Raw genomic sequence first — 21,486 nt, 5'->3', positions numbered from 1 at the left:
TATAAAGTGGAGAAAACAATTAATTTAAAAGGAATAACCTGGAATCATAGTCGCGGGCTTTTGCCTATGGTGGCTACGGCACAGCGTTTTTCCGAATTATATCCAAATGTTAACATTACCTGGGAGAAAAGGAGTTTGCAGCAATTTGCCGATTTTTCTATTCAGGAACTGGCAGAAAGATTTGATTTACTCGTAATCGATCATCCCTGGGCTGGTTTTGCAGCGAAAACACAGTCGATAGTGCCCTTAGATTTTTATCTTTCTGATGATTATCTTGCTGATCAGGAACGAAATTCGGTTGGTCAGTCTTACGAAAGTTATTTCTATGATGAACATTTATGGGCGCTTCCGATAGATGCGGCAACCCCGGTGGCGGCTTCACGGCCTGATTTGTTTGCTGATAACGGTTTGGAATTGCCGAAATCTTTCGACGATTTACTAGCGCTTGCAGATAAAGGATTGGTTGCCTTTGCTGGAATCCCAATCGATGTACTGATGAACTTTTACACGCTCTGTTGCTCTCTTGGCGAAGATCCTTGTCAAGGTGATGATGAAGTGGTGTCGCAGCAAACTGGTGTTAAAGCCTTGCAAATGTATCGCGAACTGGCTTCGAAAATAGATCCGGCAAACTTCAATAGAAATCCAATCCACGTTTATGAAGCGATGACCTTAACAGATGAAATCGCTTATTGCCCGTTTGCGTATGGCTATTCCAATTATTCAAGAAACGGATATGCCCGCAAAACCTTACATTTTCACGATATGATTTCCCTTGATGGAAAAACAAACTTAAGAAGCACATTAGGTGGAACCGGTTTGGCGATATCTTCCAAATGTGAGGAGCTAGATGTAGCCGCCAAGTATGTCGAATTTGTGGGTTCTCCATCCTGTCAATCTACTTTGTTTTTCGAAAACGGAGGTCAGCCAGGGCATTTAGCAGCTTGGAAAAACGAAGAAGTTAACCGTCAAAGTCACAATTATTTTTTTAATACTTTACCTGCTTTACAACGGGCATTTCTTCGTCCGCGTTATCATGGCTCCATGTTTTTTCAAGATCACGCAGGCGATGTAGTTCGGGATTATTTAATGAATGGTGGAGACGAAATTGCAGTTTTATCGAAGATGAACGAATTGTATCAAAAATCTAAAACTTTGGTATTATCATGAACAGGCCGCTAGAAGGACTTTTAGTTTTGGAGTTTTGCCAGTTTCTGGCAGGACCATCTGCCGGCTTAAAATTAGCAGATTTAGGCGCTCGGGTAATTAAAATCGAACGCCCGAAAACCGGCGATGCTTGTCGTCAGTTATCAATAAAAAATCTTTTCGTTGATGATGATAGCTTGCTTTTTCATACCATTAACCGCAATAAGGAAAGTTATGCAGCGGACTTAAAAAACCCGGATGATTTAGAAAAGTTGAAGAAATTAATCAGCAAGGCTGATGTAATGACGCATAATTTCCGCCCTGGAGTAATGGAAAAAATAGGATTGGATTACGATCATGTTCAGGCTATCAATCCTAAAATTATTTATGGAGTGGTAACTGGTTATGGAAACGAAGGCCCATGGAAAAATAAACCAGGTCAGGATTTATTGGTTCAGGCAGTTTCGGGATTAACATTTTTATCGGGCGTTGATACAGATGGACCCGTTCCTTTCGGGCTTTCTGTTTCTGATATTATGTGTGGAAATCACCTGGCTCAAGGCATTTTAGTCGGTTTAATCAAGAGAGCAAAAACCAATAAAAGTGTTTTGGTCGAGGTGAGTTTACTGGAGTCGATTTTAGATGTGCAGTTTGAGGTGATCACTACCTATTTAAATGATGGCGGGAAACTGCCAGACAGAAGTGGGGCAAAGGGTAGCGCACATGCCTATTTAAGTGCACCTTACGGGATGTATGAAACAAAAGATGGGTATATTGCCATGGCGATGGGAAATCTTCCGAATATTTGCGCCATTATTAAATGTGATATTTCCGATTTGTATGTCGAGGCAGGTTCAGCCTTCGAGAATCGGGATAAACTGATTGTTCGTTTAGCCGAAACTTTCAAAAAGGAGGAAACCAAAAACTGGGTTAATCTTTTAGAAAGCCACGGAATTTGGTGTGCAGAGGTATTGAATTACCAAACTGCCACGGCGTTAAATACTTATAAAAATCTGCAAATTGAACAACAGTTGGATTTGGGTGAAGACCTGAAAATCAAAACGACAGTAAGCCCTATTAGGTTAGATAATGAAAAATTATTTGCCCCGAAAGCTGCACCAAAACTGGGTTTTGATACATTGGATATTAATAGAGAATTTGAATTAGAGAATCATCCTTAATCGATTGTCATTCTGAGCACAGTGAAGAATCTGTAAGTTCAGAAACACAACTTAAAATAAAAATAAATAAATCGGTCGTCATTTCGACTGAAGCGAAGCGAAATGGAGAAATCTTTGACCACCGTTGAAGATCTCTCCACTACGGTCGAGATGACGACCGCTTTTAGCTCAAAATAGCAACTTTGATAAATAAACAAAATTATGAGACCGCTTGAAGATTATTTAGTTATCGATTTCAGCCAGTTTCTTTCCGGTCCATCGGCAAGTTTGCGCTTGGCTGATATGGGCGCTCGGGTAATCAAAATTGAACGTTTAGGGGTGGGCGATATTTGCCGCACCCTATACACTTCGAATCTGATTATGAACGGAGAATCGTCTGTTTTTCATGCCATCAATAGAAATAAAGAGAGCTTTGAAGTAGATTTAAAGAATGAAGAAGACAGGGATATGGTGCGTGAGCTGCTTAAAAAAGCAGATGTGATGATCCACAATTTTCGCCCTGGCGTGATGGAGCGTTTAGGCTTTGATTATCCTTCAGTTAGCGCTTTAAATCCAGCCATCATTTATGGCGAAGTTTCAGGCTATGGAACAGATACAGAATGGAAAAATAAACCAGGCCAGGATTTACTTTTACAATCCGTTACCGGACTAACATCTCTAACAGGAAATGCGGATAGCGGTCCTGTGGCAATGGGTTTATCTATTGTTGATATGCTGGCGGGTGCGCATTTGGCGCAAGGACTTTTGGCTTGCCTATATCGCAAAGCGATAAGAAATGAGGGCGGTTTTGTGCAAGTAAGCATGATGGAATCGGCCTATGATTTTCAGTTTGAGACGATTACGACCTTCATGAATGATGGCGGTGCTTTACCAGAACGTTCAAAAAGAAACAATGCCAACGCTTATCTTGGTGCGCCTTATGGGATCTATCAAACCGAAAATGGCTATCTGGCTTTAGCAATGGGTTCAATTCCTCAATTAGGACAATTATTAGACTGCGAAAAGCTGGAAGATTATATAGAATTGAAGGAAGCTTTTGATAAAAGAGACGAAATTAAAGCGATTTTGGCAGAACATCTGCTTACCGCAACTACTGAAAAATGGCTTTCCGTTTTAGAACCAGCAGATATTTGGTGTGCTGATGTATTAAACTGGAATGCACTGATGGCGCATGACGGTTTTAAAGTATTAAATATGATTCAGGAAGTGGAGATGGAGGATGGTTACCAATATGAAACCACCCGATGCCCAATTCGAATTGACGGCGAACTGTTAACTTCCAGCAAAGGTTCACCAAAATTAGGGCAAGACAATGAAAGGATTATAAAAGAATTCATTACGCAGAAAACGATTGCCAATGCATAACCAAATAGAAACTTTCAAAATAGCTGTTCGCAAATTTGCTCCGTTTGAATCCGCGATACGGAAATTCTGGGATCAATATTGCGAATTTTCAGGCTGTACCGTGAAGCTGGACATGGTGGTGATGGATTTGCATGAACTCTATGATAAAACCATTTCAAAAAAAGGTTTAGCGAATGGAGATTTTGATATTGCCCACATCAGCACAGATTGGGTTTTGGAAGGTTATTCTCATCAGGATTTTGAAGTGCTCAATCCTTACATCAACAAAAATAAACCTGAAGATTTTCCGAGAGGATGGAGCAAGTCTTTATTAACGTTGCAGCGTTTTGGTTGGGAAGTGGTAGGCTTGCCCTTCCACGATGGACCAGAATGCTTCATCTTCAGGAAAGACTTGTTCGAAAGCGAACTTGAGCAAACAAGATTTTTGGCAAAGTACGGTAAGCCCTTAGAAGTGCCAAAAACCTGGGATGACTTCCATCAAATTGCCCAATATTTTAACCGTCCGGAAGATAATTTATATGGAAGTATTTTTGCCTGCTACCCTGACGGGCATAATACGGTGTTTGATTTTTGCCTGCAATTGTGGACCAGGGGTGGGAGCCTAACAGATAAAAACGGATTTATCCAGCTTAACACAGAGGCGGCAATCAGCGGGTTAGATTTTTACCGAAAAATAGTGAATGACAAAACTGCGGTCCATCCAAAATCAGCCAAATTTGAATCGGTAGCTGCTGGAATTGCATTTTCGCAAGGAGAAGCGGCCATGATGATCAACTGGTTTGGTTTTGCTGCGATGTGTGAAGTAGATGTAAACTCTAAGGTTAAAGGAAAAGTTGATGTTGGTTTGTTACCAGCAGCGGAGGGTAAAAATTCCGCTTCGTTAAATATTTACTGGCTTTACACCATCGCCAAAGGCAGTAAAAATAAGGATCTTGCTTATGATTTTCTTCGCTTTGCATTAGCTCAGGAACAAGATAAACAACTTACAATGGAAGGCGGAATTGGCTGCAGAATTTCAACCTGGAAGGATCCTGAAATCAACGTCATTATTCCTTATTATCACAAATTGGAAACGTTGCACGAGGTGGCAAATATGCTACCGCAAAAACAAAATTGGGCAGCAATTGCCGCTATTATCGATCAAATGGTTTTACAGGCGGTAAATACTGAAACGCCAAGTGAAGCGCTTATTTTAGAAGCACAGAGCCAGATAAATAAAATTGATAAATGAGTATTGATATAAAATATAAACCAGAATTACCATCAACAAAGCAACCAATTATTATCATTGGTGCTGGTGGAATCGTGGCCGATGCACATCTTCCAGCTTATAAAATTGCTGGTTTTGAAGTGTACGGCATCGTGAACCGAACCAAAGAACGGGCCCAAAAATTAGCAGATGCTTTTGGTATTCCGAATGTATTTAATACCGTTGCTGAAGCCGTAGCAAATGCACCAAAAAATGCAGTTTATGATCTCACAACAATGCCTGCGCAATATATCGATGCTTTAAATCAATTGCCAGATGGAAGCGCTGTTTTAATCCAAAAGCCTATGGGTGATGATTTTGCTCAGGCAAATGAAATTTTAGCGCTTTGCCGTTCTAAAAATCTGAAAGCAGCTATTAATTTTCAACTTCGTTTTGCGCCATTTGTAAGTGCAGCTAGATACCTCATTGAAAAAGGACTTATTGGTGAACTTTACGATATGGAAGTTCGGGTGACGATTAAAACGCCTTGGGAAATTTTTCCACATGTGATCATTCATCCGAGGCTTGAGATTCAATACCATAGCATCCATTATGTAGATCTGATCAGATCATTTTTGGGTAATCCGAACACTGTTTTAGCAAAAACTTTGAGACATCCCGCGAAAAATTTATCATCTTCACGCTCTACAATTTTGTTAGATTATGGTGATACGCTCCATGCGGTGATTAATACCAACCACGATCATGATTTTGGACCAAACCACCAGGAGAGTTATATTAAATGGGAGGGGACAAAAGGTGCGATTGTGGCAAAAATTGGCCTGTTAATGGATTATCCTCATGGTGTGCCAGATGTTTTCGAATACTGTATTGTAGAAGAAGGTGAATCGCCTGAATGGCAAACTGTAAAACTAGAAGGCTCTTGGTTTCCGGAAGCTTTTATTGGAACGATGGCAAATTTGATGAGGTATAATGAGGGTTCGAGTGATGTGTTGTATACAAGTGTTGAGGATGTGATTCAAACGATGGCTGTTGTGGAAAGTGCTTATCAATCGAGTGATACCGGAGGGGTAAATGTTTTAGGTTATAAGTTATAAGTTATAAGTTCGGATATAGGCGATTTCAAGAGCCAAAGCACTTAAAGTCGTTCTACTAAATCCAGCCTAACAAATTTTTCGGGATGCACAGTTAAAGCCAAAGCATTAACTTAAATAGAAAAATTTTAAGCTGGGAGTTTTGTTTCTTTTGCGATCAAAAGAAAAAAGCCCGTCTGGCCAAGACAACGAAAATTTTTAAAAAAAAATAAAATGTATTTCAAATCAACATTTTTTGAAGATTACCAATTACAAGATAAACGTACAACGCTTGGACGTACGATCACAGAAACCGATTTCGTTGTTCACGCCGGCCATACAGGAGATTTTTTTCCGCACCACATGGATGCAGAATGGTGTGCTACGCAGCCTTTTAAACAAAGAATTGCCCATGGAACGATGATTTTTAGCATCGGAATTGGATTAACCGCTTCAGAAATTAATCCGGAGGCGATGAGCAAAGGCTACGATAAACTGCGTTTTGTAAAACCTGTTTTTATTGGTGATACTATTCATTCAGAAATCACAATCTCAGAAAAGGGAGATAGCAAAAGACCCGAATACGGAACTGTAACCGAACACGTAGAAATAATCAATCAGCATGGAGAAGTAGTTTTAGTCTGCGACCATTTGCTTGTAGTAAAGAAAAATCATTAGTTCAGTAGTCAATAGTTCATTGGTTTGGGTGCCGATATTGATGATTTTGATAAAATGCCAACAACACGAAATGGACAAATGTATAGGATAGCTTTGCACTAATGAACCAATGACTAATGAACCAATGAACTAACAAATAAACCAAATATAATGAACCACAACACACAGCCAGAAATTGTAACCGAAGGTGATCCTTCATCAGGGAAAAAATACCTGTTGCCTTTTATCTTAGTAGTCAGCCTCTTTTTTCTTTGGGGAATGGCGCACAACCTCGATTCGATATTAATTCCACACCTAAAAAAGGCGTGTAACTTAAGTAATAGTCAATCTACATTGATTGACACTTCAGTGTTTTTAGCTTACTTTTTAATGGCAATCCCTGCGGGTGTGCTTCTAAAACGGTTCGGGTATAAATCAACCATGATTACTGGATTGCTAGCCTTCGCTTTTGGCGCTTTTTTATTCGTTCCTGCGGCAAATAATTTGTCTTACATTACATTCTTAATAGCACTTTTCATCATTGGTTGTGGTTTAACGTTGTTAGAAACCTCTGCAAATCCTTACGCAGCAATATTAGGTAGTCCTGATAAAGCGGCATGGCGATTGAACCTCGCAGCAACATTTAATGGTTTAGCAGCACCTTTGGCAACAGTTGTAGGTCGATTTATTCTTTCTGGTAAATCTCACACCAAAGAAGAATTAGCGGCAATGACGGAAACTGTTAGAAACAATTATTTTCTAACCGAAGCATCAACAGTAAAAACACCATATATTATTTTGGGAACTATTTTGGTTTTAGTGGCCTTGCTATTTTATTTTATGAAACTTCCAGAGGTTAAAACAGCCAGTAAAGATGGTATTTCTCAAGGTAGTTTTTTGGGCGCTTTAAAACATAAACATTTACGTTGGGCAGTAATTGCACAGTTTTTTTACGTAGGTGCACAGGTTTGTGTAACTAGCTTTTTCATCAGGGCAGCACAACAGGCTGGTGGTTTTGATGAGTATACAGCATTGAATTATCTAGGGTTATATGGTACATTATTTTTAGTTGGGCGATTTGTGGGGACAGCTTTATTACGCTACATCGCATCAAACAAACTATTGGCTATTTACGCTGTAATATGTGTTTTACTTAGTATTGTTGCTATAACTGGAACAGGAGTAGTAGTAGTTTACGCTTTGGGCGGTTTGGGTTTCTTCATGTCGATTATGTTCCCAACCATTTTTGCCTTGGGAATAGATGGTATAGGAGAGGATACAAAACCGGGTTCATCTTGGCTCATTATGTCAATTGTTGGCGGTGCGATATTACCATTCGGGATGGGTTCCCTAATCGATCATTACGGAGATAATATCCAAATTGGTTACAGTATTCCTTTAGTTTGTTATTTAATTATTCTTTATTTCGGATTAAGAGGTTATAAAATCGCCCATAAATAAACAATGTTCCGTTATTACTGGGAGGGATAAAAAAATAAATCGTTATTGCGAGGCCTGGAATGAGTAAGCTGAAGCAGTCTGCTTTACGAGAAAGATTGCTTCAATCGATGAAAAATCGATTTCGCAATGACGAAAAATAAATCAAAATGAAACGAGTGTTTAGTAAAATCTTCCTGTTCTTTCTATTGTGTACTTTTAGCTTTACGCTTAATGCACAACAAAACGAAAATGCTAAACCTTGGGTATTCTGGTATTGGGTAAAAGGTGCGGTTTCTAAACCTGGTATTACAGCCGATTTAGAGGCGATGAAAGCCAATGGAATTGGAGGTGCTTACTTGATGAGTATTCAAGGTCCGGATAAAACGCCAGTTTATTCACCACCAGCAGTTCAGCTTACACCCGAATGGTGGAAACTGGTTGAGTTCGCCATGAGTGAGGCCAAACGTTTAAACTTAAAACTTGGAATGCATGTGAGTGATGGTTTCGCCTTGGCCGGCGGACCCTGGATTACGCCTGAATTTTCCATGCAAAAGGTGGTTTGGTCTAAGACTGTGGTAAATAGTGCAACTCCAAAAATTATCCTGCCTAAACCAGAATCAAACGAAAACTATTATAAGGATATCGCAGTTTATGCTTATCCATCGCCTGTGGGCGAAAACATTTCTACCAGAACGGTTATACCTAAAATTACGGCTAGCAATGATGCTGATGCCACAGGATTGATTAAGTCCGGAAATAAGAAAAACTTTGGTTCCAACGAACCGTGTTACATTCAATATGAGTTTGCAAAACCTTTTACTTGCAGAACAGTAACTATTAAAATTAGTGGAAATAATTATCAGGCACAGCGACTGGCAATTGAAGTGAGTGATGATGGAAAAAGCTTTCGATCAATTGGCAGGCTGGAAGCACCACGTCATGGTTGGCAAGATACCGACGAAGATGTAACGCACTCCATTAAACCAACAACGGCTAAATTTTTCAGGTTTATTTACGATAAAAAGAATTCTGAACCAGGGGCTGAAGATTTGGATGCGGCTAAATGGAAACCTTCTTTGAAACTGGTAAATCTTGAGTTAAGTTCATCTGCCCAAATTAATCAGTTTGAAGGGAAAAATGGTTCGGTTTGGAGAATTAGCAAGAGAAGTACAAATGAACAGATTGCAAAAGAACTGTGTGTTCCATTGAATAAAATCATCAACCTCACGGATAAATTAAATGCAGGCGGAACTTTAAACTGGAAAGCACCGAAAGGCGAGTGGACAATTCTAAGAGTCGGACATACATCAACAGGCCATACAAACGCAACCGGTGGTGGTGGAAAAGGGTTGGAGTGCGATAAGTTTAATCCAGAAGCCGTTAAACTGCAATTCGATAACTGGTATGGCGAAGCGCTAAAATATGGCGGACCAGAAATAGCTAAGAAAGTTTTAAGCGTTTTCCATGTAGATAGTTGGGAATGTGGCAGTCAGAATTGGTCGCCATTATTTAAGGCAGAATTTCAGAAACGCAGAGGGTACGATTTAACGCCATACTTGCCTATTATGACCGGATTGCCTGTAGAAAGCGCTTCAGTTTCTGAGAATTTTCTTTACGACATTCGTAAAACCATCTCCGAATTGGTAGTAGATCAGTTTTACAAAACCTTGGCAAAATTAGCTAGAGAACAAGGGGTAACTTTTACGGCTGAAAGCATTGCGCCAACGATGATGAGCGATGGATTGTTGCATTACAAAACTGTTGATGTACCAATGGGAGAATTCTGGTTGAACAGCCCGACTCACGATAAGCCGAATGATATGTTGGATGCCATTTCTGGTGCTCATATCTATGGGAAAAATATTGTTCAAGCAGAAGCTTTTACCACGGTTCGCATGGATTGGAATGAGAATCCTTCGAATATGAAAACATTGCAGGATAGGAATTATGCGCTTGGAATTAACAAGTTGGTTTATCATGTTTTTACGCACAATCCATGGATGGATAGAAAACCAGGGATGACGCTAGATGGTGTAGGGTTATATTTCCAAAGAGACCAAACCTGGTGGAAAGCGGGTAAAGCATGGGTAGAGTACGCTGAGCGAACACAAAACCTGTTACAGCAAGGTAAGCCTGTGGTTGATATCGCAGTTTTTACGGGAGAAGAATTACCCCGCCGTTCAGTTCTGCCAGATCGGCTAGTAGAAACTTTACCTGGCATTTTCGGTGCTGATGTAGTGGAAACAGAAAAGAAACGTTTGGCCAATGTTGGAGAACCTTTGCGTCAGATTCCGTCTGGCGTAACACATTCTGCAAATATCGCTGATCCTGAAAACTGGGTAAATCCGTTACGCGGTTACGCTTACGATAGTTTTAATCCTGATGTATTGGCTACTGCTAAGGTAAAAAATGGGGAGGTAGTTTTTGAAAGCGGCGCAACATATCAAGTTTTGGTTTTTCCCGGGGCGATGAAAATGAATCCGAACTATCAATACATGAGTTTTGAAATTGTTGAAAAGCTTTATGAATTAATAAAGGCGGGGGCCAAGGTTATCGTTGCAGATAAACCTTTATATCAAAATGGTTTAAAACAGGCAAGTAGAGCTGAGTTTGATCTAATAGTTAATGAGATTTGGGACGATAAAATTGCTACTAATCTTATTAAAAGGATAGGCAATGGAATGATAATTAAAGCGCCCTATTATAGTGAGAATTTCGATAAAATTGGCGTCAAAAAAGATTTGAATATTACTGATGTCAACTATGAGGTCACGGATGTTTCACCTGGGTATTCAAAAAACATAACCTATACACATAGATCAGATGGATCAAAAGATATCTACTTTATATCAAACCAAGAAGCTGAAGAAAGAGATTTTAATTTTTCTTTTAGAATAAGTGGAAGGGTACCTAAAATCTACAACTCGGTAAGCAATGATACAATAGCTTTGAAGAGCTGGTCGATTAGAGATGGAAGGACTTATTTTAACTTAAAATTGCCATCGAATGGTTCGGTGTTCGTAATTTTTAATGAAAAGACAAGTTTAACTCAACTGCAAGCTGGGCCAAATTTCAATAAGTTTAAAGCCATTGAAAATATTTCAACGGACTGGCAAGTACAATTCGATCCAGCTCTTGGTGGTCCGTCAAAGCCAGTTGTATTTAAAGATTTAACCGACTGGACTAAACAGGCTGATAGTTTAATAAAATACTACTCAGGAGTTGCCATTTATTCGAAGAGTTTTACATTCAATGGAGATACAAAAAATGCCTGGATTGATTTAGGTGAATTTTCCAGCGTGGCTGAAGTGAAAATCAATGGGATAAATTGTGGCACATTGTGGACAGCACCGCATCGCTTAAACATCAGCAAAGCAATAAAAAAGGGCGAAAATAAAATCACTATTGAAGTTACAAACACCTGGGCAAATCGTTTAATAGGGGATGATAAATTACCTGGAGATAAAAGAATTACGAAGACTACTGCGCCTTTCCGTTTGGAAGGTAAACCTTTAAATCCTTCAGGATTGTTTGGGCCGGTTGTTATTCAAGCGGAAGAGAAATAAAAATAATCGTCTTTGCGAGGCATGAAGCAATCTATAAGAAGTATTGCTCTTGGCTTGCAATGATAGCAAGAAGATAAAATAGCAAGCAATATGATAAACAGATCTGCAATCATCATCCTACTAACGCTACCATTTTTACAGGTTTATGCCCAGGACATGGCGCTTGTTAATACTTCAAATAGTAAATATGCGAAGTTACGAAGTGTTAACATGGCTGATGTAACCTGGACAAAGGGTTTTTGGGCCGATCGGTTTAAGGTTGCGACTGAAACCATGGTGCCCAATATGTGGGCCATTTATAACGATCCAAAAATAAGCCATGCATTTAAAAACTTTGAAATTGCCGCAGGCTTAGATACAGGTGCGCATTCAGGACCATCTTTTCATGATGGGGATTATTACAAAACACTGGAAGCTGTAGCGAGTTTATATGCGTCGACAAAAAATCCCAAACTCAATGAAATGATGGATAAAGCTATTGTCGTGATTGGAAAATCGCAACGCGAAGATGGTTATATCTACACGAAAGCAATGATTGAGCAGCGTAAAACCGGTTCAAAAAATCAGTTTCAAGATAGGCTGAGCTTCGAATCTTATAACATTGGGCACTTGATGACGGCGGGTTGCATCCATTATCGTGCTACTGGAAAAACCACACTATTAAACATCGCTAAAAAAGCAACGGACTATTTGTACAATTTCTACAAATCGGCATCGCCAACACTGGCCAGAAATGCCATTTGTCCTTCTCACTACATGGGCGTTGTAGAAATGTACCGCACAACTAAAGACCCCAGATATTTGGAATTGGCCAATCACTTAATTGCCATTAAAGGTAAAATTGATGACGGAACAGATGATAATCAGGATAGAATTCCGTTCTTGCAGCAAACCAAGGCGATGGGGCATGCGGTGAGAGCGAACTATTTGTACGCTGGCGTAGCCGATTTATATGCCGAAACCGGAAAAGATTCACTTTTGAAAACCTTGAATTTAATGTGGGATGATGTGAATCAGCATAAAATGTATATCACAGGAGGCTGTGGTTCACTTTATGATGGCACTTCGCCTGATGGGACCTCCTACAATCCAGCTGATGTTCAAAAAATTCATCAGGCTTTCGGTCGCGATTACCAGTTGCCAAATTTTACAGCCCATAACGAAACCTGTGCTAATATTGGTAATGTACTTTGGAACTGGAGAATGCTCCAGATTACAGGCGATGCAAAATATGCGGATGTGATGGAACTGGCTTTGCACAACAGTGTTTTATCGGGAATAAGTTTAAATGGAAAAAACTTTTTATATACTAATCCGCTGGCGCAATCTGATGATCTTCCATTCAAACAACGATGGTCAAAAGATAGAGTTCCATACATTGGCCTATCGAATTGCTGCCCTCCAAATGTGGTAAGAACCATTGCCGAAGTAAGTGATTATGCTTATAGTGTTTCTGATAAAGGCTTGTGGTTCAATTTGTACGGTGGAAATAACTTAACTACTAAATTAGCTGATGGCAGTAAGATTTCTGTTGCGCAAACTACCAATTATCCATGGGATGGAAATATTATGATCGCGATAAAAGAAACAGGAAATAAACCGTATTCAGTTTTTCTTAGAATCCCAGCATGGACTCAAAATGCTCAAATTAGTGTTAATGGAAAGGCAGAAAATATTGAAGCAATTTCTGGAACATACGCCGAAATAAATCGGGTTTGGAAAAAAGGTGATGTAATAGAATTGAATCTCCCGATGGAAGCTACTTTGATTGAGGCCAATCCTTTAGTAGAAGAAAATAGAAACCAAATTGCGGTAAAACGCGGACCAATTGTTTATTGCCTGGAGTCAACAGATTTACCAGGCAAAGATATTTTCAACGCTTTTATTCCTACCTCAACGAAATTTACCGCTCAACCAATCAATATTGATGGTGCCGAAATGATGAGTTTGATTGGTAATGCTAAAATTGTGGAACCGAATAACTGGAAAAACGTATTGTATCGTCCGGTTAATAATAATAGCAATGATGCTGAAATTAAACTGGTACCTTATTTTGCCTGGGGAAATCGCGGGCATTCAGAAATGTCGGTTTGGCTACCGGTTAGTAAATAAAATAACGTGATAAGAATGAAACTAAAACTCACCATACTTTTAAACCTCATTTGCTGCATCGTCGCATCGGCAACGGTTAAACCTGCCTCCATTTTTACCGATCATATGGTTTTGCAGCAACAAAGTAATGTGGCCATTTGGGGTTGGGCGAAGGCTTCTGCTAAAGTAAAGATCATCACATCCTGGAACAAGAAAAGCTATTCAGTAATCGCTGATCAAGACGGGAAGTGGAAAGTAAAAGTGGCCACACCATCGGCTGGAGGACCATATGAACTCGAATTAAATGATGGCGAAAAGCTGGTTTTAACAGACATTTTAATTGGTGAGGTTTGGTTTTGCGGTGGTCAATCGAACATGGAAATGCCAATGAAAGGCTTCAAAAGTCAGCCAATAATCGGTTCAAACGAAGCCATCCTTAAATCGGCGAATAAAAATATTAGACTTTATACCGTTCCGCGTTCTTCCATTATCGAACGCCAGGAAAACAGTAAACCATCTCAATGGAAAATGGCGGCACCAGAAACGGTTTCTAACTTCAGTGCGACTGCCTATTATTTTGCTTCCCTATTAAGTGAGTTATTGCAAGTGCCTATCGGTGTCATCAATGACAGCTATGGAGGTTCTTCCATTGAAGCCTGGATGTCGCCAGAAGATTTAAAGGCATTTCCGGAAGTTAAAATTCCAGCCAAAGGCGATACGATAAAAGAAGTAAGCAGAACACCAACAACGCTCTATAACGGAATGCTTTATCCTGTGATTGGTTACGGAATCAAGGGTGCAATTTGGTATCAGGGAGAATCTAATTACGAGCGACCAGATCGCTATGAAGATTTATTTCCAGCAATGGTTTCTTCATGGAGAAAAAATTGGAATAACGGAGAATTTCCATTTTACTATGCGCAAATTGCTCCCTATAATTATGCGCAGCTTCCGCCTTACCACATTGGAGGGAAATTTAACTCCGCATTTTTAAGAGATGCCCAGCGAAAATCTCTAAATAAGATTCCTAATTCAGGAATGGCGGTTTTGATGGATATCGGTGAGGAAAAATCCATTCATCCAGCGAACAAAAAACAAGGTGGTGAGCGTTTGGCTTATCTTGCCTTGGCACAAACTTACGGTATAAAAGGCTTTGGCGCACTAAGTCCCAATTATGAGTCTTTAACCATTGATAAAAATAAAGCAGTAATTAAATTTCAAAATGTAGCCAATGGCTTGACCGCCTTCGGTAAAGAATTAAGTCTTTTTGAAGTAGCGGGAGCAGATCGGAAATTTTATCCTGCGAAAGCAGCAATTACCGGAAGCAGCATTACAGTATCAGCTGAACAAGTTAAAATGCCAGTTGCGGTTCGTTATGCTTTTAAAGATTTCCTGGTAGGCGATTTATTCGGCAATGATGGCCTGCCGGTTTCTTCTTTCCGCACCGATGATTGGGATAATTAACGACACATCATTGCGAAATACAGTTTATTCCGACCTTTCGGGAAAGCAATCTCATCAAAAAGATTTCTCCGCTTCGGTCGAAATGACGACTTATAATTGATTAACAAAGAATGATTTTAACCAAAACGATACCAAGTAAATCAAGTATTCTGGCTAAGACCTTAAATGTTCTCACATTCCTTATATGGTCAAAATTCTATGTATTTCGCTTGGATGTTGCCAAGTTTCTATGTGGGTCAAAAATTTTTATTTCGCTTTTGTGTTTACTAACCTCTACTGCTTTTTCGCAAGAAAAACAACTTGCTAATGTTGTTTGGACTTCCCAAAGTATTAATTCATCAGAATCGATGCCGGTTGGCGGAGGAGATATCGGCCTAAATTTATGGGTGGAAAAAGGTGAAGTTTACCTTTATCTATCGCGTAGCGGAACATTTGATGAAAATAATACGTTACTCAAACTAGGCCGGGTAAAACTTAAATTCAGTCCTAATCCATTCGATGGAAAAACTTTCAAACAAGAATTAATTCTAAAAGATGGATATGCTCAGATTTCCGGAGTTAATGGGGATTTGAACACCCAAATCAAAGTTTGGGTAGATGTTTTCAATCCAATTATTCATTTAGATATTAAATCAAATCAGAACATTAGCACCGAAGCAAGTTATGAAAGCTGGCGTTTTGAAGATCGCATAACTAAAGGCAAGGAAAATAACCAGAATTCGTATAAATGGGCACCTCAAGGGATTGTAAAGACTCTTAAAGACGAGGTTGTATTTAAAAATAATGCCATTCAATTTTATCACCAGAACAAAGCAGAAACCGTTTTCGACGTCGCCGTAAAGCAACAAGAACTTGTTGACAGGAAAGAAGAACTATATAATCCTCTAAATAATTTAATTTTTGGAGGAACAATGAGGGGAGATAACCTATTGGCCGCTGGGAATTACGAAGGGAAATATTTGAATACGCCTTTTAAAGGTTGGACTTTGAAAAGTAAGAAGCCCTCCAAATCGGCTAATATTTCCATTACCCTAACCACTGCAAAAACCAAATCGCTTCAGGAATGGGAAAGAACATTAAATGCAGTGCCAAACAAAATCAATCAAAAAGCAAGTGTTAAATGGTGGAATGATTACTGGCAACGAAGTTTTATCAACATCAGCTCAAAAGATGAAGCAACGAATCAGTCATCAAAAAACTATCAGTTGTTTCGGTATATGTTAGGCTGCAACGCATTTGGAAATTATCCTACTAAGTTTAATGGTGGCTTGTTTACTTATGATCCGCAACTTACAGATACTGCTTTGAAATACACGCCCGATTTTAGAAACTGGGGAGGAGGAACGCACACCGCACAAAACCAGCGGTTGGTTTACTGGCCAATGTTAAAAAGCGGCGACTTCGAAATGATGAAGCCACAGTTCGATTTCTATCTCAATCTACTGAAAAATGCGGAGATTAGGACGCAAGCTTCCTGGGGACATAATGGAGCCAGTTTTACAGAGCAACTGGAAAACTTTGGATTACCAAATCCGGCAGAATATGGCTGGAAACGACCTGCTGATTTTAACAAAGGCATGGAATACAATGCCTGGTTGGAATATGAGTGGGATACCGTTTTGGAATTTTGTATGATGATTTTGGAAACTGAAAGATATGATGGCGCAAATATTGAAACATATCTTCCTTTAATTGAAAGCTCCCTCACATTTTTCAAAGAGCATTATACCTACCTGGCGAAGCAAAGAGGAGCAAAGGCTTTGGATGCCAATGGTCACTTGGTTTTATATCCGGGTTCTGGTGCGGAGACTTATAAAATGGCCTACAATTCCACCTCGACAATCGCTGCTTTAAAAACAGTTCTTGAAAGGCTGATTGCGTATCCCGGTTTATCCGAAAAACAAAAAACAGAATGGAATGAAATGCTAAAAACCGTCCCGCCAATAAGCTTCAGGGAGTTTAATGGTCATGCCACGATTTCTCCTGCTAAACTTTGGGAGCGAATTAACAATACCGAAAGTCCGCAATTATACCCGGTTTATCCTTGGGGAATTTATGGAATAGGAAAGCCGGGTTTAGACACGGCAATCAATACGTTCAAATATGATACAGACGTTTTAAAATTCCGAAGTCATGTAGGTTGGAAACAGGATAATATTTTTGCAGCGAGATTAGGATTGACGGATGAGGCGGCAAAGTTGACAACTGCGAAACTGAAAGATTCCGGTAGGCGCTTTCCTGCTTTCTGGGGACCAGGTTTTGATTGGGTTCCAGACCACAATTGGGGCGGCTCGGGGATGATAGGTTTACAGGAAATGCTACTGCAGGCAGATGGAAAAAGCATTTATTTGTTTCCTGCGTGGCCTAAAGAATGGGATGTTCATTTCAAACTTCATGCTCCATATAAAACGACAGTCGAAGGGACTTTGAAAGATGGAAAATTAGTAGATTTAAAAGTTTTGCCAGAATCAAGAAGGGCAGATGTAATTAATAAAATGTTAGAGTGACGGAGGATTGAATGAGGGAATGTCTTAGCGATTTGCCAATGAACATTTATTCATTCAAAATTCAATCATTGAATAAATAGAAAAATATGGATTTACAGTTAAAAGAAAAAGTGATCGTAATTACTGGTGCTGCAAAAGGTATCGGACGTAGCATTGCAGAAGTTTTTGCCAAGGAAAATGCCATCGCAGTAGTTGTTGGTAGAAAAGCCGATGATAACCAAAAAGTTGTTAATGCTATTGCTGCCCAGGGTGGAAAGGCTGCACAATTTGTTGCTGAATTATCCAATCCTGATGATTGTAAGAAGGTAGTCGCTGAAATTGTTACTCAATTTGGAAGAATTGATGGTTTGGTAAACAATGCAGGTGTAAATGATGGAGTGGGTTTAGAAAGCGGTAATTACGAAGATTTTATGGCTTCATTACACAAGAACGTGGTCCACTATTATTTAATGGCACATCACGCCTTGCCAGAATTGATTAAAAGCAAAGGTGCAATCGTTAATATTACTTCGAAAACAGCGGAAACTGGTCAGGGAAATACTTCAGCATATGCTGCAGCAAACGGTGGAAGAAACGCTTTAACCCGCGAGTGGGCAGTAGAGCTTTTGAAGTATGGAATCCGTGTAAATGCAGTGGTGGTGGCCGAATGTTGGACCCCAGCTTACGAAACCTGGATTGAAACCTTACCTGATGCACAAGCTAAATTGGACGAAATTACCTCTAAAATTCCTTTGGAAAACAGAATGACTACTGCGGAAGAAATTGCCAACATGACTGCTTTCTTAATGTCGTCAAAATCAAGCCATACTACCGGACAAATTATTCATGTAGATGGTGGTTATGTTCATTTAGACAGAGCTTTAGCTAACGCGTAACCCAGTCCGTCATTTCGAGCGAAGTGCAACACAGCCGAGAAATCTATCTAAACAGATCTCTCCATTCCGCTATGCTTCAGTCGAGATGACGATTTTTTTACTCAATCATTAAATTAAAAATGAAAACCCTTACTTGTACAACACCTGGTACCTTCGAATATTCTGAAACAGTTAAGCCGGAGTTAAAGAAAGATCACGCCATTATTAAAATTAAGCGAATTGGCATTTGTGGTACCGATTTACACGCTTTTGAAGGTACCCAGCCTTTCTTTAATTATCCACGGGTTTTGGGGCATGAACTTTCGGGTGAGCTAGTGGAAGCAGACGGCGCTGAAGGTTTTGAAATAGGTGAGGCCGTAACGTTTATTCCTTATTTTAACTGTGGTGAGTGTATTGCCTGCCGCATGAACAAACCAAATTGCTGCGTTAAAATGCAGGTTTGTGGCGTACATGTTGATGGGGGTATGCGAGAATATTTGCAAGTGCCATCGCGTACACTTTTGCATGGTGAAGGTTTGAGTTATGATGAACTTGCTTTAGTTGAGCCGTTGGCAATCGGTGCCCATGGTGTTAGGAGGGCAGATGTTCAGCCAGGTGAATTTGTACTGGTAATTGGTGCTGGTCCGATTGGTTTAGGAACGATGGAATTTGCCCGGATTGCCGGCGCAAATGTGATTACTTTGGATATCAACGAAGATCGGTTGGCATTTTGTAAGGAGAAATTAAAAGTTGCTCACGTGGTTAATGCGCTTGCGCCTGATGTAACGCAACAACTTAGCGATATTACAAACGGCGATATGCCAACTGTCGTGATTGATGCTACGGGGAATCAAAAGGCAATCAATAACGCGATTAATTATATGGCTCACGGGGCACGATTCGTTTTAATAGGCCTGCAAAAAGGAGATTTGATTTTCAACCATCCGGAGTTTCATAAACGCGAATCAACATTAATGAGCAGTAGAAATGCAACCACCGAAGATTTCGAACATGTAATTAAGTCAATGAAAGCGGGATTGGTAAATCCTACAAATTACATTACGCATCAGGTTAAATTTGAGGAGGTGAAAGAGGAGTTTGAAAGTTGGTTAGATCCTAAAACGGGGGTGATCAAAGCAATGGTAAGTATAGATTAGGTTTTGCTTTCATTCTACTGGTTGGTGTCTCCACCAACCAGATTTTAAGATCCTGAAATAAATTCAGGATTATGACCGTTCGTGTATGTGTTTTCTTTTGCCACATTCGCAGATTACTTTTGCTACAAATAGGCAATCCTACTGGTTGGTGTCTCCACCAACCAGAAATAGGAACCCCAAAACTGTTTCCACCAACCAGTTACAAACAAAAAAGCCGATAGTTAAAACTATCGGCTTTAAGATTTGAGCGTTTAAATAATCCTATTTGAAGAAAACCTCGTTCCAGTGTAATTCATTTCTAAACTGGTTAATTTTCGTATCTGCACCAATGTTTACGTATTCCAATCCTGCAATGTTTGCAAAATCCAATAAGTGTTCGGTAGTTAAATTCTGACTGTAAGCGGTGTGATGTGCACCACCAGCATAAATCCAGGCAGCACAGCCTGTTTTCATATCCGGAAGTGGTTTCCATAACACGCGGGCCACAGGTAAATTAGGTAAATCATTTTCTGCCTCAACAGCGGTTACTTCGTTAACCAACAGGCGGAAACGATTTCCCATATCAATTAAAGATGCATTTAAAGCGTCGCCTCCGGCAACATTAAAAACCAAACGGGCCGGATCAGCTTTGCCGCCAATTCCTAATGGATGAACTTCTAAACTTGCCTTGCCAGATGCCAAACTTGCATCAACTTCCAGCATGTGAGAGCCCAAAACCATTGAGTTTGAAGGATCAAAATGATAGGTGTAATCTTCCATAAATGCGTTACCGCCAGCTAAACCAGCGCCCATTACTTTACAGGCACGTACCAAAGCTGCTGTTTTCCAATCGCCTTCACCAGCAAATCCATAACCATCGGCCATTAAACGTTGCGCTGCTATCCCCGGAAGCTGGATCATGCCATGCAAATCTTCAAAAGTATCAGAGAATCCTTTGAAGCCGCCATCTTCTAAAAACTTACGTAAACCCAATTCAATTTTAGCTGCATCGTAAACAGATTGATGTCTGGCACCGCCAGCTTTCAAGTCGGCAGCCATTTCGTAAGTTTCTTCGTATTCCCTCAATAAATTTTGAATTTCATCTTCAGGTATCGCATTAATTACTGCTACTAAATCTCCTATGCCATAAGTGTTTACAGAGAATCCAAACTTCATTTCAGCTTCCACTTTATCGCCATCGGTTACGGCAACAAAACGCATGTTATCTCCGAAGCGGGCGAATATTGCTCCCTGCCAATCGTTCCAACCAGCAGCGGCACGGCACCAGATATCAATTTGTTTGGCTACTTCTTCATCTTGCCAATGGCCAACTACAACTTTACGATCTTTGCGCATTCTGGTTACCATAAAACCAAACTCACGATCACCGTGTGCACTCTGGTTCAGGTTCATGAAATCCATGTCGATGGTACTCCATGGAATGTCGCGATTAAATTGCGTATGCAAATGCAACAGTGGTTTCTGCAAAACATTTAGGCCTCTAATCCACATTTTAGCAGGAGAAAAGGTGTGCATCCAGGTAATTACACCGATACAGTTTTTATCGATATTGGCTTGTTGCAATGTTTCGAAAATCTCTTCAGTGCTTTTCACAATAGGCTTGTAAACAACCGAAACAGAGATTTTTCCATTCTGGTTTAGTGAATCAGCAACTTCTTGTGCATGCGCTGCAACTTGTTTTAAGGTTTCTTCACCATACAAATGTTGTGTACCTGTGATAAACCAAACCTGTAATTTTTTTAAATCAATCATTACTCTATGTTATTTTAATTTTATTC

Annotated in this window: 14 protein-coding genes; 13 read left to right on the top strand and 1 reads right to left on the bottom strand. The window is 39.8% G+C overall.

The genetic code is table 11. The features are described from left to right. Positions 1 to 6 precede the first annotated feature (6 nt). From ACZZZK_RS02000 to ACZZZK_RS01940, 13 genes are all read left to right on the top strand, one after another. Positions 7 to 1,167 (top strand): ABC transporter substrate-binding protein, encoded by a 1,161-nt coding sequence (locus tag ACZZZK_RS02000; RefSeq protein WP_463482616.1) that lies wholly within the window; start codon positions 7 to 9, stop codon positions 1,165 to 1,167. Beyond that, positions 1,164 to 2,324 (top strand): CaiB/BaiF CoA transferase family protein, encoded by a 1,161-nt coding sequence (locus ACZZZK_RS01995; protein WP_463482615.1) that lies wholly within the window; start codon positions 1,164 to 1,166, stop codon positions 2,322 to 2,324. Before ACZZZK_RS02000 ends, ACZZZK_RS01995 begins: the two co-directional genes overlap by 4 nt. Before the next feature lie 201 nt (positions 2,325 to 2,525). Next, complete coding sequence (locus ACZZZK_RS01990) at positions 2,526 to 3,689, top strand: CaiB/BaiF CoA transferase family protein (protein ID WP_463482614.1); 1,164 nt, start codon at positions 2,526 to 2,528, stop codon at positions 3,687 to 3,689. Further along, positions 3,682 to 4,920 carry an extracellular solute-binding protein gene (locus tag ACZZZK_RS01985; protein ID WP_463482613.1) on the top strand — a complete coding sequence of 413 codons (1,239 nt, stop codon included), beginning with the start codon at positions 3,682 to 3,684 and terminating at the stop codon, positions 4,918 to 4,920. Before ACZZZK_RS01990 ends, ACZZZK_RS01985 begins: the two co-directional genes overlap by 8 nt. After that, on the top strand, positions 4,917 to 5,996 hold the full coding sequence (locus tag ACZZZK_RS01980; RefSeq protein WP_463482612.1) for a Gfo/Idh/MocA family protein: 1,080 nt from the start codon (positions 4,917 to 4,919) through the stop codon (positions 5,994 to 5,996). Before ACZZZK_RS01985 ends, ACZZZK_RS01980 begins: the two co-directional genes overlap by 4 nt. Before the next feature lie 210 nt (positions 5,997 to 6,206). Beyond that, positions 6,207 to 6,650, top strand: coding sequence for a MaoC/PaaZ C-terminal domain-containing protein (locus ACZZZK_RS01975; protein WP_463482611.1), 444 nt, complete (start codon positions 6,207 to 6,209; stop codon positions 6,648 to 6,650). Positions 6,651 to 6,800: 150 nt separating this feature from the next. After that, a complete protein-coding gene (gene fucP, locus ACZZZK_RS01970) occupies positions 6,801 to 8,090 on the top strand; it encodes an L-fucose:H+ symporter permease (protein WP_463482610.1) in 1,290 nt (429 codons plus the stop codon). Between the two features lie 146 nt (positions 8,091 to 8,236). Beyond that, on the top strand, positions 8,237 to 11,635 hold the full coding sequence (locus ACZZZK_RS01965; protein WP_463482609.1) for a glycosyl hydrolase: 3,399 nt from the start codon (positions 8,237 to 8,239) through the stop codon (positions 11,633 to 11,635). 90 nt (positions 11,636 to 11,725) lie between these two features. Continuing rightward, complete coding sequence (locus ACZZZK_RS01960; RefSeq protein ID WP_463482608.1) at positions 11,726 to 13,747, top strand: aceric acid hydrolase; 2,022 nt, start codon at positions 11,726 to 11,728, stop codon at positions 13,745 to 13,747. Between the two features lie 15 nt (positions 13,748 to 13,762). Next, on the top strand, positions 13,763 to 15,190 hold the full coding sequence (locus ACZZZK_RS01955; protein ID WP_463482607.1) for a sialate O-acetylesterase: 1,428 nt from the start codon (positions 13,763 to 13,765) through the stop codon (positions 15,188 to 15,190). A 257-nt stretch (positions 15,191 to 15,447) separates the two neighbouring features. Further along, entirely contained in the window at positions 15,448 to 17,697 is a 2,250-nt protein-coding gene (locus ACZZZK_RS01950) for a DUF5703 domain-containing protein (RefSeq protein ID WP_463482606.1), read from the top strand. 86 nt (positions 17,698 to 17,783) lie between these two features. Further along, the gene (locus ACZZZK_RS01945) at positions 17,784 to 18,572 is read left to right on the top strand and encodes an L-fucose dehydrogenase (protein ID WP_463482605.1); all 789 of its coding nucleotides are present in this window, start codon (positions 17,784 to 17,786) and stop codon (positions 18,570 to 18,572) included. A gap of 119 nt (positions 18,573 to 18,691) precedes the next feature. Continuing rightward, complete coding sequence (locus ACZZZK_RS01940; protein ID WP_463482604.1) at positions 18,692 to 19,708, top strand: zinc-binding alcohol dehydrogenase family protein; 1,017 nt, start codon at positions 18,692 to 18,694, stop codon at positions 19,706 to 19,708. 261 nt (positions 19,709 to 19,969) lie between these two features. Here the strand turns inward: ACZZZK_RS01940 and araA are convergent, their stop codons facing one another. Continuing rightward, the gene (gene araA / locus ACZZZK_RS01935; protein ID WP_463482603.1) at positions 19,970 to 21,460 is read right to left on the bottom strand and encodes an L-arabinose isomerase; all 1,491 of its coding nucleotides are present in this window, start codon (positions 21,458 to 21,460) and stop codon (positions 19,970 to 19,972) included. Positions 21,461 to 21,486 lie beyond the last annotated feature (26 nt).

Source organism: Pedobacter sp. AC163 (genome assembly GCF_979258665.1).
The sequence above is the reverse complement of the archived record's forward strand: the minus strand, read 5'-3'. Positions and strand labels throughout refer to the sequence as shown.

What these genes read in the sequence shown, in the direction of transcription:
- ACZZZK_RS01995 (WP_463482615.1), top strand. Translation starts at nt 1,164, where the DNA reads ATGAACAGGCCGCTAGAAGGACTTTTAGTTTTGGAGTTTTGCCAGTTT.
- ACZZZK_RS01990 (WP_463482614.1), top strand. Translation starts at nt 2,526, where the DNA reads ATGAGACCGCTTGAAGATTATTTAGTTATCGATTTCAGCCAGTTTCTT.
- araA (WP_463482603.1), bottom strand. Translation starts at nt 21,460, where the DNA reads ATGATTGATTTAAAAAAATTACAGGTTTGGTTTATCACAGGTACACAA.
- ACZZZK_RS01975 (WP_463482611.1), top strand. Translation starts at nt 6,207, where the DNA reads ATGTATTTCAAATCAACATTTTTTGAAGATTACCAATTACAAGATAAA.
- ACZZZK_RS01955 (WP_463482607.1), top strand. Translation starts at nt 13,763, where the DNA reads ATGAAACTAAAACTCACCATACTTTTAAACCTCATTTGCTGCATCGTC.
- ACZZZK_RS01980 (WP_463482612.1), top strand. Translation starts at nt 4,917, where the DNA reads ATGAGTATTGATATAAAATATAAACCAGAATTACCATCAACAAAGCAA.
- fucP (WP_463482610.1), top strand. Translation starts at nt 6,801, where the DNA reads ATGAACCACAACACACAGCCAGAAATTGTAACCGAAGGTGATCCTTCA.
- ACZZZK_RS01985 (WP_463482613.1), top strand. Translation starts at nt 3,682, where the DNA reads ATGCATAACCAAATAGAAACTTTCAAAATAGCTGTTCGCAAATTTGCT.
- ACZZZK_RS01960 (WP_463482608.1), top strand. Translation starts at nt 11,726, where the DNA reads ATGATAAACAGATCTGCAATCATCATCCTACTAACGCTACCATTTTTA.
- ACZZZK_RS01965 (WP_463482609.1), top strand. Translation starts at nt 8,237, where the DNA reads ATGAAACGAGTGTTTAGTAAAATCTTCCTGTTCTTTCTATTGTGTACT.
- ACZZZK_RS01940 (WP_463482604.1), top strand. Translation starts at nt 18,692, where the DNA reads ATGAAAACCCTTACTTGTACAACACCTGGTACCTTCGAATATTCTGAA.
- ACZZZK_RS01945 (WP_463482605.1), top strand. Translation starts at nt 17,784, where the DNA reads ATGGATTTACAGTTAAAAGAAAAAGTGATCGTAATTACTGGTGCTGCA.